At 58.8% G+C, this 12722-nt stretch carries 10 protein-coding genes and 2 pseudogenes; 11 read left to right on the top strand and 1 reads right to left on the bottom strand.

Going from position 1 to position 12722, the window contains the following annotated elements; translation table 11 throughout:
• The first annotated feature begins 199 nt into the window (after positions 1-199).
• The 4 genes from PspS34_RS05470 to PspS34_RS05455 all read left to right on the top strand — a co-directional run bounded on the left by PspS34_RS05470 (position 200) and on the right by PspS34_RS05455 (position 5452).
• Entirely contained in the window at positions 200-2791 is a 2592-nt protein-coding gene (locus PspS34_RS05470; RefSeq protein WP_154861818.1) for a glycosyltransferase, read from the top strand.
• 241 nt (positions 2792-3032) lie between these two features.
• Positions 3033-4184: a succinyl-diaminopimelate desuccinylase gene (dapE, locus tag PspS34_RS05465; protein WP_057716181.1), complete on the top strand. Its 1152-nt coding sequence runs from the start codon at positions 3033-3035 to the stop codon at positions 4182-4184.
• The gene (locus tag PspS34_RS05460; protein WP_057716182.1) at positions 4184-4993 is read left to right on the top strand and encodes a putative RNA methyltransferase; all 810 of its coding nucleotides are present in this window, start codon (positions 4184-4186) and stop codon (positions 4991-4993) included. Before dapE ends, PspS34_RS05460 begins: the two co-directional genes overlap by 1 nt.
• Positions 4994-5074: 81 nt before the next feature.
• Positions 5075-5452 carry a hypothetical protein gene (locus PspS34_RS05455; RefSeq protein ID WP_057716183.1) on the top strand — a complete coding sequence of 126 codons (378 nt, stop codon included), beginning with the start codon at positions 5075-5077 and terminating at the stop codon, positions 5450-5452.
• Between the two features lie 138 nt (positions 5453-5590).
• On the opposite strand, the gene PspS34_RS05450 is transcribed toward PspS34_RS05455, so the two are convergent.
• Positions 5591-5800 carry a cold-shock protein gene (locus PspS34_RS05450; protein WP_007954750.1) on the bottom strand — a complete coding sequence of 70 codons (210 nt, stop codon included), beginning with the start codon at positions 5798-5800 and terminating at the stop codon, positions 5591-5593.
• 236 nt (positions 5801-6036) lie between these two features.
• Between PspS34_RS05450 and plsB the strand changes: the two genes are divergently transcribed.
• From plsB to PspS34_RS05415, 7 genes and pseudogenes are all read left to right on the top strand, one after another.
• Positions 6037-8529, top strand: a complete 2493-nt coding sequence (gene plsB / locus PspS34_RS05445) for a glycerol-3-phosphate 1-O-acyltransferase PlsB (RefSeq protein WP_150812893.1) — start codon at positions 6037-6039, stop codon at positions 8527-8529.
• Positions 8530-8682: 153 nt separating this feature from the next.
• Positions 8683-9318 (top strand): hypothetical protein, encoded by a 636-nt coding sequence (locus tag PspS34_RS05440; protein ID WP_150812892.1) that lies wholly within the window; start codon positions 8683-8685, stop codon positions 9316-9318.
• A 93-nt stretch (positions 9319-9411) separates the two neighbouring features.
• Entirely contained in the window at positions 9412-9810 is a 399-nt protein-coding gene (locus PspS34_RS05435) for a YbaY family lipoprotein (protein ID WP_150812891.1), read from the top strand.
• 25 nt (positions 9811-9835) lie between these two features.
• Positions 9836-10521, top strand: a pseudogene (locus tag PspS34_RS05430) (DUF4197 domain-containing protein).
• Between the two features lie 262 nt (positions 10522-10783).
• Entirely contained in the window at positions 10784-11134 is a 351-nt protein-coding gene (locus tag PspS34_RS05425) for a YbaY family lipoprotein (RefSeq protein ID WP_159389528.1), read from the top strand.
• Positions 11135-11584: 450 nt separating this feature from the next.
• A pseudogene (locus tag PspS34_RS05420) lies at positions 11585-11982 on the top strand (YbaY family lipoprotein).
• Positions 11983-12009: 27 nt separating this feature from the next.
• A complete protein-coding gene (locus PspS34_RS05415; RefSeq protein ID WP_150812889.1) occupies positions 12010-12699 on the top strand; it encodes a DUF4197 domain-containing protein in 690 nt (229 codons plus the stop codon).
• The last annotated feature ends 23 nt before the right edge of the window (positions 12700-12722 follow it).

The raw sequence follows: 12722 nt of genomic DNA, 5'->3' as shown, positions 1-12722 counted from the left end.
GGCAACATCCACGAAAACTAAATCGAACAAAGATTCGTCCTACACGCTCTAAAGAAAGAACTTAAACCGACTTGGATTGCCCAATGTCCGGCAATTCCCTGTCCGCTGTACGACCAGAGAATGCCCGGTGTAGGATGCGCGCCCCTTGGCGACCGCCAACCGTTCCTTCGTTCCACAGTCTTTGGAACCCGAAATAACTATGTCATCGCGTAAATTTGGACTCAACCTGGTCGTGGTGCTCGCCATCGCAGCCTTGTTTACCGGCTTCTGGGCGCTGATCAACCGCCCGGTCACCGCCCCCAACTGGCCTGAACAGATCTCCGGCTTCTCGTACTCGCCATTCCAGCAGGGCCAGTTCCCGCAGAAAGACCAGTTCCCGACCGACGATCAAATGCGTCGCGACCTGGAGATCATGAGCAAGCTGACGGACAACATCCGCATCTACTCGGTCGATGGCACGCTGCAGAACATCCCGAAGCTGGCGGAAGAGTTCGGCTTGCGGGTGACCCTAGGGATCTGGATCAGCCCGGACCTGGAACGCAACGAACGGGAAATCACCCGCGCCATTGAAATCGCCAACTCCTCGCGCAGCGTGGTTCGCGTGGTGGTCGGCAACGAGGCCATTTACCGCAAGGAAATCACCGCCCAGGAACTCAGCGTCATGCTCGATCGCGTGCGTGCCGCCGTGAAAGTGCCGGTGACCACGTCCGAACAGTGGCACGTGTGGGAAGAACACCCGGAACTGGCCAAGCACGTCGACCTGATTGCCGCGCACGTCCTGCCTTACTGGGAATTCGTCCCGATGGACAAGGCCGGGCAGTTCGTCCTCGACCGCGCCCGCGACCTGAAAAAGATGTTCCCGAAAAAACCACTGCTGCTGTCCGAGGTGGGCTGGCCGAGCAACGGCCGCATGCGTGGTGGCGCCGACGCCTCTCCGGCGGACCAGGCGATTTATCTGCGAACCCTGGTCAACAAGCTCAATCGCCAGGGCTTCAACTACTTCGTGATCGAAGCGTTTGACCAGCCGTGGAAAGCCAGCGACGAAGGTTCCGTCGGCGCCTACTGGGGCGTGTTCAACGCCGCGCGCCAGCAGAAGTTCAACTTCGAAGGCCCGGTGGTGGCGATTCCGCAATGGCGCGTGTTGGCCATTGGTTCGGTGGTATTGGCGCTGTTGTCGCTGACCCTGCTGATGATCGACGGCTCGGCCCTGCGCCAGCGTGGCCGTACCTTCCTGACCTTCATTGCGTTCCTGTGTGGTTCGGTGCTGGTGTGGATCGGTTACGACTACAGCCAGCAATACAGCACCTGGTTCAGCCTGACGGTGGGCTTCTTGCTCGCCCTCGGTGCGCTCGGGGTGTTTATCGTGCTGCTGACCGAAGCCCATGAACTGGCCGAAGCGGTGTGGGTGCACAAGCGCCGGCGCGAGTTCCTGCCGGTGGAAGGCGACTCCAGCTACCGCCCGAAAGTGTCGATTCACGTGCCCTGCTACAACGAGCCGCCGGAGATGGTCAAACAGACCCTCAACGCCCTGGCCAACCTCGACTATCCGGACTTCGAAGTCCTGATCATCGACAACAACACCAAGGACCCGGCGGTCTGGGAACCGGTGCGCGATTATTGCGAAACCCTCGGACCGCGCTTCAAGTTCTTCCACGTGGCACCACTGGCCGGCTTCAAGGGCGGCGCGCTGAACTACCTGATCCCGCACACCGCCAAGGACGCCGAAGTGATCGCGGTGATCGACTCCGATTACTGCGTGCACCCGAACTGGCTCAAGCACATGGTGCCGCACTTCGCCGACCCGAAAATCGCCGTGGTGCAGTCGCCGCAGGATTACCGCGACCAGAACGAAAGCACCTTCAAGAAGCTCTGCTACGCGGAATACAAAGGCTTCTTCCACATCGGCATGGTCACCCGCAACGACCGCGACGCGATCATCCAGCACGGCACCATGACCATGACCCGTCGCTCGGTGCTCGAAGAACTGGGCTGGGCCGACTGGTGCATCTGCGAAGACGCCGAACTGGGCCTGCGGGTATTCGAAAAAGGCCTGTCGGCAGCGTACTACCACACCAGCTACGGCAAGGGCCTGATGCCCGATACCTTCATCGACTTCAAGAAACAGCGTTTCCGCTGGGCCTACGGAGCGATCCAGATCATCAAGCGCCACACCGCCAGCCTGCTGCGCGGCAAGGACACCGAGCTGACCCGTGGCCAGCGCTACCACTTCCTCGCGGGCTGGTTGCCATGGGTGGCGGACGGCATGAACATCTTCTTCACCGTCGGCGCGCTGTTGTGGTCGGCGGCGATGATCATCGTGCCGCAACGGGTCGATCCGCCGCTGCTGATCTTCGCAATCCCGCCATTGGCGTTGTTCGTGTTCAAGGTCGCCAAGATCATCTTCCTCTACCGTCGTGCGGTCGGGGTGAATCTGAAGGACGCCTTCTGCGCGGCGCTGGCCGGTCTGGCGTTGTCCCACACCATCGCCAAAGCGGTGCTGTACGGCTTCTTCACCAGCAGCATTCCGTTCTTCCGTACGCCGAAGAATGCCGACAACCACGGCTTCTGGGTGGCGATTTCCGAAGCCCGGGAAGAGATGTTCATCATGCTGCTGTTGTGGAGCGCGGCCCTGGGGATCTACCTGGTGAACGGCATGCCGAGCAACGACATGCGCTTCTGGGTCACCATGCTGCTGGTGCAGTCGCTGCCGTACGTCGCGGCGCTGATCATGGCGTTCCTGTCGTCGCTGCCGAAACCGGCCGCCGAGCCTGAAACGGCACCTGTCGTCTAAATCTGCGCGGATGCACTAAACGGCGGCCAATGGTCGCCGTTTTGCTTTAAGATAAGCGCCATTTTGCAGGGCTTGGCGTGATACAGGTCGTACTGACCGCACACAATTCCTGTGGGAGCGGGCTTGCTCGCGAATGCGTTGTAACAGTCGAGGAGTATGTTGACTGACACACCGCATTCGCGAGCAAGCCCGCTCCCACATTAAAAGCCAAAGCCCATATCTAATGATTCCGGAGTTTTCCATGACGGCCCACGCCGACCTTTCGCCGACCCTCCAACTCGCCATCGACCTGATCCGCCGTCCGTCCGTGACGCCGATCGACGCCGATTGCCAGAAGCAGATGATGCAGCGCCTGGGCGATGCCGGTTTCACCCTGGAACCGATGCGCATCGAAGATGTGGATAACTTCTGGGCCACACACGGCCAGGACGACGGTCCGGTGCTGTGCTTCGCCGGCCACACCGACGTGGTCCCGACCGGCCCGGTGGCGGCCTGGCAGATCGAACCGTTCAACGCGCTGATCGACGAACACGGCATGCTCTGCGGCCGTGGCGCCGCCGACATGAAAGGCAGCCTCGCCGCCATGACCGTCGCCTCCGAGCGTTTTGTCACCGACTACCCGAATCACAAGGGCAAAGTCGCCTTCCTGATCACCAGCGACGAAGAAGGCCCGGCGCACCACGGCACCAAGGCCGTGGTCGAACGCCTCGCCGCGCGCAAGGAACGTCTGGACTGGTGCATCGTCGGCGAACCGTCGAGCACCACCCTGGTGGGTGACGTGGTCAAGAACGGTCGTCGCGGCTCCCTCGGCGCCAAGCTGACCGTGCGCGGTGTGCAAGGCCACGTGGCCTACCCGCACCTGGCCAAGAACCCGATCCACCTCGCTGCCCCGGCCCTGGCCGAACTGGCTGCCGAGCACTGGGACCACGGCAACGATTTCTTCCCACCGACCAGTTTTCAGATCTCCAACGTCAACTCCGGCACCGGTGCGACCAACGTGATCCCGGGTGACCTGGTGGCGGTGTTCAACTTCCGTTTCTCCACCGAATCGACGGTCGAAGGCCTGCAAAAGCGCGTCGCCGACATCCTCGACAAGCATGGCCTGGACTGGCACATCGACTGGGCGCTGTCCGGCCTGCCGTTCCTCACCGAACCAGGCGCACTGCTCGACGCGGTGTCGGCGAGCATCAAGGACATCACCGGTCGCGAAACAAAAGCGTCCACCAGCGGTGGTACCTCCGATGGCCGCTTCATCGCGACCATGGGTACCCAGGTTGTTGAGCTGGGCCCGGTCAACGCGACCATCCACCAGGTCAACGAACGCGTGCTGGCAGCCGATCTCGACGTGCTGACCGAAATCTACTACCAGACCCTGATCAAGTTGCTCGCCTGATGCTTGCGTGCCCGATCTGCAGTGAGCCGCTCAATGCGGTGGACAACGGCGTAGCCTGCCCCGCCGGGCATCGTTTCGACCGTGCGCGCCAGGGTTACTTGAACCTGTTGCCGGTGCAGCACAAGAACAGCCGTGACCCTGGGGATAACCAGGCAATGGTCGAAGCCCGTCGCGACTTCCTGAATGCCGGGCACTACGCCCCGGTGGCCAAGCGTCTGGCGGAGCTGGCTGCCAGTTATGCACCACAGCACTGGCTGGACATCGGTTGTGGCGAGGGTTACTACACCGCGCAAATCGCCGAGGCACTGCCAGATGCCGAAGGTTATGCCCTGGACATCTCCCGGGAAGCGGTCAAACGCGCCTGCAAACGCAACCCGCAGCTGACCTGGTTGATCGCCAGCATGGCGCGGGTGCCGTTGGCTTCCGGCAGTTGCCAGTTCCTGGCCAGCGTCTTCAGCCCGCTGGATTGGGAAGAAGCCAAACGCCTGCTCAGTGTTGGCGGTGGCCTGATGAAAGTCGGGCCGACCAGCGGCCACCTGATGGAACTGCGTGAGCGGCTGTACGACGAAGTCCGTGAATACACTGACGACAAGCACCTGGCCCTGGTGCCGGAAGGCATGGCGCTGGCCCACAGCGAAACCCTGGAATTCAAACTGACGCTGGAAAGCGGTCAGGACCGGGCGAACCTGCTGGCCATGACGCCCCACGGCTGGCGCGCCAGTGCCGAGCGCCGTGCTGCCGTTATCGAGCAGGCCGAGCCGTTCGAGGTCACCGTATCGATGCGCTACGATTATTTCGTACTTCAATAACCTTAATTTTTGGTCTCGGGCAAATGCTCAAGACCGGCTAAATCCGCGAATGGATTTTTCAGACCCGCAGTGAGGACATCCATGCGCCAACCCGATATCGAGATTTACCTGAAAGACGCCGACGTCGACCACAAAGCCATTGCCGCCTGGCTCGGTGCGGCATTGGGTCCGTGCACCGATTGGGTCCAGAAGGGCCAGACCTACAAGTGCAAGGCTGGCAACGTGCCAGTGACCTGGCTGCCAAAAGCGGTCGGCAAATGGAACAGCCTGTATCTGGAAAGCGACCAGACCCCATGGGACGACGACATCGCCTGCGCCCGCGCCGCGTTTGCCGCGCTCAACGTGGAAGTGCGTTGTGCACCGGGCACCTGGGTCGAGGAAGAAGGTGAAGAGACGGCGGACCGCTGGATCCGCATCAGCGCCGATGGTGAAGAAGAAATCACCTGGAAAACTGCTTAACAACAAGCGGCACCGACCAAATGTGGGAGCGGGCTTGCTCGCGAAAGCGGTACATCAGTCGACATCAGCTTTGACTGACACACCGCTTTCGCGAGCAAGCCCGCTCCCACAGTAGTTTTGCGTGATCTGAAGAGTGGATTACAACCCCACCACATCCTCAGCCTGCAACCCCTTCTGCCCTTCCACCACCGCATATTCAACCTGCTGGCCTTCGGTCAGCGAACGGTGGCCTTCACCGCGAATCGCGCGGTAATGCACGAACACATCCACCCCGTCCTCGCGCTGAATGAAGCCGTAGCCCTTGGCGTCGTTGAACCACTTCACGTTGCCGGTTTCGCGTGTTGCCATTTGTTCATACTCCCTTTTTATTATTGGTCGGGCTTTTCGCAGGAAAGCCTCGGGAACGTCAGCCTGCGCATACCGGTCCCATGAGGGCAACGGCGACAGAGCGCCGAGTATATGACAGACGTTAAAACTCTCAACAGGAGTTTACTTCCACGCTTTTTTGCCGATTTTCGACGAATCCGGCACACTATCGACCGCCCGAGCAAACGCTTGGTTTTTTCCACTCACGCAGAAGCCGTATGACCCGCTCCCCGTTCCGCCGTCTTGTGTTTGGCACCCTGCGCCGACTGTTGTACCTCTGGGTTCGCTCCGAGACGATCAACCAGTCGTCGTTCACCCTTGACCTCGACCGCAGTCGTCCGGTGTTCTACGTCCTGCAAAACCCTTCGCTGACCGACCTTGCCGTGGTCGACACCGAATGCAGCAAGGCCGGTCTGCCGCGTCCGGTGCTGCCGGTTTCGGTGGGCAATCTGCTGGAACCTGCCGCGTTCTTCTACCTGACGCCGGACCCGGACTGGCTCGGCCGCCAGGACAAGCGCGGAGCGCCGCCGACACTGACCCGCCTGGTCAGCGCCCTGAGCCAGAACGCCGCCGAAGATGCGCAGATCATTCCGGTCAGCGTGTTCTGGGGGCAGTCGCCGGACAGCGAAAACAGCCCATGGAAGCTCCTGTTCGCCGACAGCTGGGCCGTTACCGGGCGTCTGCGTCGGTTACTGAGCGTCATCGTCCTGGGACGCAAGACCCGCGTGCAGTTCTCCGCGCCGATCCACCTGCGCGAACTGATCGAGCACGACAAGGGTCACGAGCGCACCGTACGCATGGCCCAGCGCATCCTGCGGGTTCACTTTCGCAACCTGAAGGCTGCGGTGATCGGCCCGGACATTTCCCACCGCCGCAACCTGGTCAAAGGCCTGCTGAACCAGCCACAGGTCAAACAAGCGATCCTCGACGAAGCCGAGCGCGAGAACATCTCGCCAGAGAAAGCCAAAGCTCAAGCGTTACGCTACGGCAACGAAATCGCCTCGGACTACACCTACACTGCGATCCGTTTTATGGAAGTGGTGCTGAGCTGGTTCTGGAACAAGATCTACGACGGCATCAAGGTCAACCACATCGAAGGCGTGCAGAAGGTCGCCCAGGGTCACGAAGTGATCTACGTGCCGTGCCATCGCAGCCACATCGACTATCTTCTGCTGTCCTATCTATTGTTCCGCAACGGCCTGACCCCGCCGCACATTGCCGCGGGCATCAACCTGAACATGCCGGTGATCGGCGGCCTGCTGCGTCGCGGCGGTGCGTTCTTCATGCGCCGCACGTTCAAGGGCAACCCGCTGTACACCTCGGTGTTCAACGAATACCTGCACACCCTGTTCACCAAGGGCTTCCCGGTGGAGTATTTCGTCGAGGGTGGCCGCTCGCGCACCGGGCGCATGCTGCAACCAAAAACCGGAATGCTGGCGATCACCCTGCGCAGCTTCCTGCGTTCGTCGCGCATGCCCATCGTCTTCGTGCCGGTGTACATCGGCTATGAGCGTGTGCTGGAAGGCCGGACCTACCTCGGCGAACTGCGCGGTGCGGCCAAGAAAAAAGAGTCGATCTTCGATATTTTCAAAGTCATTGGCGCACTCAAGCAGCGCTTCGGCCAGGTGGCGGTGAACTTCGGTGAGCCGATCAAACTGGCGGAATTCCTCGACAGCGAACAGCCGGACTGGCGCAAACAGGAACTCGGCCCGCAGTTCAGACCGGCCTGGCTCAACGAAACCACCAACCGCCTCGGCGAGAAAGTCGCACAGCATCTCAACGAAGCGGCGGCGATCAACCCGGTCAACCTGGTGGCGCTGGCGCTGCTGTCGACCACCCGACTGGCGCTGGATGACCGGGCCATGGCGCGTGTGCTGGATCTGTACCTGGCGCTGCTACGCAAGGTCCCCTATTCGCCACACACCACCTTGCCGGAAGGCGATGGCCGGGCGTTGATCGAGCATGTGAAGGACATGGACCTGCTGTCCGAGCAAAGCGATGCCCTGGGCAAGATTCTCTATCTGGACGAACAAAACGCCGTCCTGATGACCTACTACCGCAACAACGTACTGCACATCTTCGCGCTGCCGGCGTTGCTGGCGAGCTTCTTCCAGAGCGCCTCGCGCATGAGTCGCGAACAGATCCTGCGCTATACCCGCGCGTTGTATCCCTACCTGCAAGCGGAGCTGTTCATTCGCTGGTCACTGGACGAACTGGATGCGGTGATCGATCAATGGCTGGAGGCGTTCGTCGAGCAAGGCCTGCTGCGCTTCGAGAACGACGTGTACTTGCGCCCGGCGCCAAGCTCGCGGCATTTCGTGCTGCTGACCTTGCTGTCGAAAAGCATCGCCCAGACCTTGCAGCGCTTCTACATGACCGTATCCCTGCTGCTCAACAGCGGCCAGAACAGCATCAGCGCCGAAGAACTGGAAGACCTGTGCACGGTCATGGCCCAACGCCTGTCGATCCTGCATGGCCTGAACGCCCCGGAATTCTTCGACAAGAGCCTGTTTCGCCACTTCATCCAGACCATGCTCGACCTTGAGGTGCTCAAGCGCGATGAAGCGGGCAAGCTGAGTTATCACGAACTGCTCGGTGAACTGGCTGAAGGCGCGGCCAAGCGGGTGTTGCCGGCGGAGATTCGCTTGTCGATCCGGCAGGTGGCGTTGCATCGCAGTGAAGATGCAGCCGACCTTGTCGAGCGGGTATGACCCATTAATATGTCAGAAGCAAGGACGCTTGCTGACACTTCCCGTCATCAATTCGCTTTCATCTAGCGAACGCCTCCTACATAACGCTCGAATACCCGGGAGATATGCTCAGCGCTCGTCATTTCCGACGAGTCCATTGATAAGGAAATCATCATGCCCCAACATACAATCAATACCTTCCTGCACTTTCCTCCAGACTTTGAACTACCGGAGGCCTGCGAAATAAGCATTCGAGTACAAGACATTACCAACAGGGATGCGCCCAGACTTCACAGCCGGTGGGGGAGCAACCAACTTCCATCGACGCGTCCGCTCAGCTTCCCGGTTATGGTCGATTCTGAGTTGAACAAAATCGGAAGCCGCTTCTCCATCAATGTAAAAATCTCCCATCAAGGGACCGCACTGCTCCTGGATCTGGAGCAGAATTTCTGGTGGGCGGGAGGCGATCACGATACGGACATTCACTTGAGCCCTGTGGGCTACATCGCTGTGGAAAAGTCCTGGATGCCCCGAATTGGTTACCCTGCTGACTCAAAGCTGTTTGTTAAATTGATTGAAATGACTACCGATGACCAGGCTGAGATCACTATTAGTGAGGGTGTAGGCCTGACCGCGCAAATCACCCCCATCTACGTGAAATATGACCCGTCCATGATCAAGCCAGGCCAACTTTACGCACTGACCGGCTCATTCGAGAGCCATGGTCAGCACCGACTGTCGCTGGGTCTTAAACCGGCGAAATTGATACTAATGCCTGAAATTGTTCAGCCCCCGGTTTTCGGTGGCTGAATTCAACGTACAGATCGACGCTTAGCGAAAACGCCGCTTACGTCATCCCACAGGCGCCAGTACTCTACTGGCGCTTTCTACACGGAAATACTTTTGAAAAAATTGACTCTGCTCGCCTCGCTTGCCTTGCTGACAGCCTGCCAAACGCCTTCGCCCGCGCCTGAAATATCACTCGATGGTGAAGTTTTTTACTTGCAACGCATTGCGCTGCCACCCACTGCCACGCTGAGTGTCAGCTTGCAGGATGTATCGGTGGCCGACGCGCCAGCCTTGGTCCTTGACGAACAGAAGGGCCAGATCACAGGACAGGTGCCTCTGCCATTCCATCTGAGTTACGATCCCGCCCAGGTCAAGCCGGGTCATCGCTACTCGGTGAGCGCGCGCATCGAAGTTGACGGCAAGTTGCTGTTCATCACCACCGAACACCACGCCGTACAGCTTGATGGCAGTGATCCACAGCCACTGAAAATCCGCGTCGACGCCGTTCGCTAATTCATTTTTTAACAGGGAAGCTGCCATGTTCCGCCCTAACCTTCGCTTTGCCGGCCTGTGCGCAGGCCTGATGATTTCCGCGAGCGCACTCGCACTGTCTTCAGCGACCTGTCGCAGAAAGACGCCACCGGCGATCTCAAGGACGCCCTGACCCAGGGTGCGCAACTGGCCGTAAAACAACTCGGCACCCCGGGCGGCTTCAGCAACAACCCGGACGTGAAAATCGAACTGCCGGGCAAACTGGGCAAAGTCGCGAGCAAGATGAAACAGTTCGGCATGGGTGATCAGGTCGATGAGCTGGAAGCCAGCATGAACAAGGCGGCGGAAACCGCAGTCACCCAAGCCCAGCCAATCCTCGTCGATGCCGTGAAGAAAATGACCGTGGAAGACGCCAGGGGTATCCTTAGCGGCGGCAACGATTCGGCCACCCAATACCTGAACAAGACCAGTCGCGAACAGATCTGCGCCAAATTCCTGCCCATCGTCAAGCAAGCCACCGACAAGGTTGGCCTGGCCCAGCAGTACAACTCGTTCGCCGGACAAGCGGCGACCATGGGCGTAGTGGATGCGAAAAACGCCAACGTCGAAAACTACGTCACCGAGCAAGCGTTGAATGGCTTGTTCGAGATGATCGGCAAACAGGAAGAAACCATCCGCCAGAACCCGGCGGCTGCGACCAGTTTGGCGAAGAAGATATTTGGGACGTTGTAATTTTTAACTGACGGCAACGCCAGAGCCCCCCCTGAACCTGTGAAGGCCAGCGGCTTTTTTTTGCGTTACATCGCAGTGAAGATGCGGCGGAGTTGGTAACGCCACTATGCCCCTCGAGTATTTGGCAGAAGTAAGAAAGTTCCTCCCAGATCAAACCCACTCTTCGTCCCGGATTGCAGGAATTACCCTACATAAAAATTTTGGTATCGACTCTATGGTTAGCACTCGTCAATACCGACGATTCTTTGAAAAGGAAGTCAATATGAATAGCGAAAAAGAAATTACCGGCAACGTGATTTATCTCGAAAAAGTTGGCCTTCTGCCTGGCTCGACCCTCCATGTCAGCTTAGTGGATGTCACTCAGCCAAATGCTCTAAAAACACTGGCTACAGAGATCTATTCCAATGTGAATCAAAATGGCATGGACTACACATTGAGTTGCGAGCTTGCAAAACTGCAGTACGGGCACACCTACTCCATCAGTGCAAGCATCCTCTATGAAGACCAAGTGGTCTTCACCTCCACGGAACATGCCCCGCTGGATTTGAGCGCGGAGTTTTTGTGGGTCAAAGATGTGGTGGTGAGCATCGTTAGTGTTTCGCCAGGCGCATAACCGGCAGTTTTGCTGAAATTGTCGTTGGCGCCTCCAGGTGCCAACGACACCACGTGTCCAACACGGCCTGAGTTGGACACGCCGGTCATTGGACAATTGATGCGGCGAAAACAGCAATAGCACCTGAAACCTGACATTTTCCTTATAATTGACGGAAAGCATGGCTATTTCCGTTTTATTCACACTACAAACCAATTGCCCAAGAAGATACCGACATCTTCTTGAGTCCCGTGGACTGCATTGCAGTCGAAAAAAACTGGATGCCCGGAATTGGTTAACCCGCCAATTCAAAGTTGTCTGTGACGCTGGCTGAAAAGACTATCGACGAAAACGGCCTGGCAACACCCAACATCCGGACTTGAAGTATCGCTGGATGGTAAAGTTTTTATCTGCAAACTGGCGAATGTCGGCGCCGATCTTTTTTAAACGCCAATGACAAGGATCCGCCTCATGAAAAAACTCTCCCTACTCGGACTTGCTGTCTTGCTAAGCGCCTGTCAATCCATGCAATCTGCTCCGAAGGCCAGCCTCGACGGCGAAGTCTTTTACTTGCAACGCAGCGCCCTGCCCCCCACCGCCATCCTGAGCGTGAGCTTGCAGGACGTGTCCCTGGCCGACGCGCCGGCAGTGGTCATCGACGAACAGAAGTCTCAGGTCAAAGGCCAGGTGCCCCTGCCATTCCATCTGAGTTACGATCCGGCCAGGTCAAACCGGGTCATCGCTACTCCGTCAGCGCGCGCATTGAAGTTGACGGCAAGTTGCTGTTCATCACCACTGAACATCATGCCGTGCAACTCGATGGCAAAGACCCGCAGCTCCTGAAAATCCGCGTCGACGCAGTCCGCTAAATTCATTCTTCGAACAAGGAAGCTCTCATGCTCCGCCCTACCCTTCGCTTTGCCGGCCTGTGCGCAGGCCTGATGATTTCCGCGAGCGCACTCGCGCTGTCCCTCAGCGACCTGTCGCAAAAAGACGCCACCGGCGGTCTCAAGGACGCCCTGACCCAAGGCGCGCAACTGGCCGTAAAACAACTTGGCACCCCAGGCGGGTTCAGCAACAACCCTGACGTAAAAATCGAACTGCCGGGCAAACTGGGCAAGGTCGCCAGCAAAATGAAGCAGTTCGGCATGGGTGATCAGGTCGATGAACTGGAAGCCAGCATGAACAAAGCGGCGGAAACCGCCGTGACCCAGGCCCAGCCGATCCTGGTCGATGCCGTTAAGAAAATGACCGTGGAAGATGCCAAGGGCATCCTCAGCGGCGGCAATGACTCGGCCACCCAATACCTGAACAAGACCAGCCGCGAACAGATCCGCGCCAGGTTCCTGCCCATCGTCAAGCAAGCCACCGACAAGGTTGGCCTGGCCCAGCAGTACAACTCCTTCGCCGGGCAAGCGGCGACCATGGGCGTAGTGGATGCGAAAAACGCCAACGTCGAAAACTACGTCACCGAGCAGGCGCTGAATGGCTTGTTCGAGATGATCGGCAAACAGGAAGAAACCATCCGCCAGAACCCGGCGGCTGCAGCGACCAGTTTGGCGAAGAAAGTGTTTGGCACGCTCTGAGCCGCTACACAAAACCTGTGGGA

The sequence above is a fragment of the Pseudomonas sp. S34 genome, assembly GCF_009866745.1.
Classification (GTDB): Bacteria; Pseudomonadota; Gammaproteobacteria; order Pseudomonadales; family Pseudomonadaceae; genus Aquipseudomonas; species Aquipseudomonas jessenii.
This window is presented reverse-complemented; position numbering and strand designations above follow the sequence as displayed.

Bases quoted from the DNA above. Each gene is read 5' to 3' on its own strand.
- PspS34_RS05415 (WP_150812889.1), top strand. From the start codon at position 12,010: ATGCTCCGCCCTACCCTTCGCTTTGCCGGCCTGTGCGCAGGCCTGATG.
- dapE (WP_057716181.1), top strand. From the start codon at position 3,033: ATGACGGCCCACGCCGACCTTTCGCCGACCCTCCAACTCGCCATCGAC.
- PspS34_RS05450 (WP_007954750.1), bottom strand. From the start codon at position 5,800: ATGGCAACACGCGAAACCGGCAACGTGAAGTGGTTCAACGACGCCAAG.
- PspS34_RS05455 (WP_057716183.1), top strand. From the start codon at position 5,075: ATGCGCCAACCCGATATCGAGATTTACCTGAAAGACGCCGACGTCGAC.
- PspS34_RS05460 (WP_057716182.1), top strand. From the start codon at position 4,184: ATGCTTGCGTGCCCGATCTGCAGTGAGCCGCTCAATGCGGTGGACAAC.
- plsB (WP_150812893.1), top strand. From the start codon at position 6,037: ATGACCCGCTCCCCGTTCCGCCGTCTTGTGTTTGGCACCCTGCGCCGA.
- PspS34_RS05470 (WP_154861818.1), top strand. From the start codon at position 200: ATGTCATCGCGTAAATTTGGACTCAACCTGGTCGTGGTGCTCGCCATC.
- PspS34_RS05440 (WP_150812892.1), top strand. From the start codon at position 8,683: ATGCCCCAACATACAATCAATACCTTCCTGCACTTTCCTCCAGACTTT.
- PspS34_RS05425 (WP_159389528.1), top strand. From the start codon at position 10,784: ATGAATAGCGAAAAAGAAATTACCGGCAACGTGATTTATCTCGAAAAA.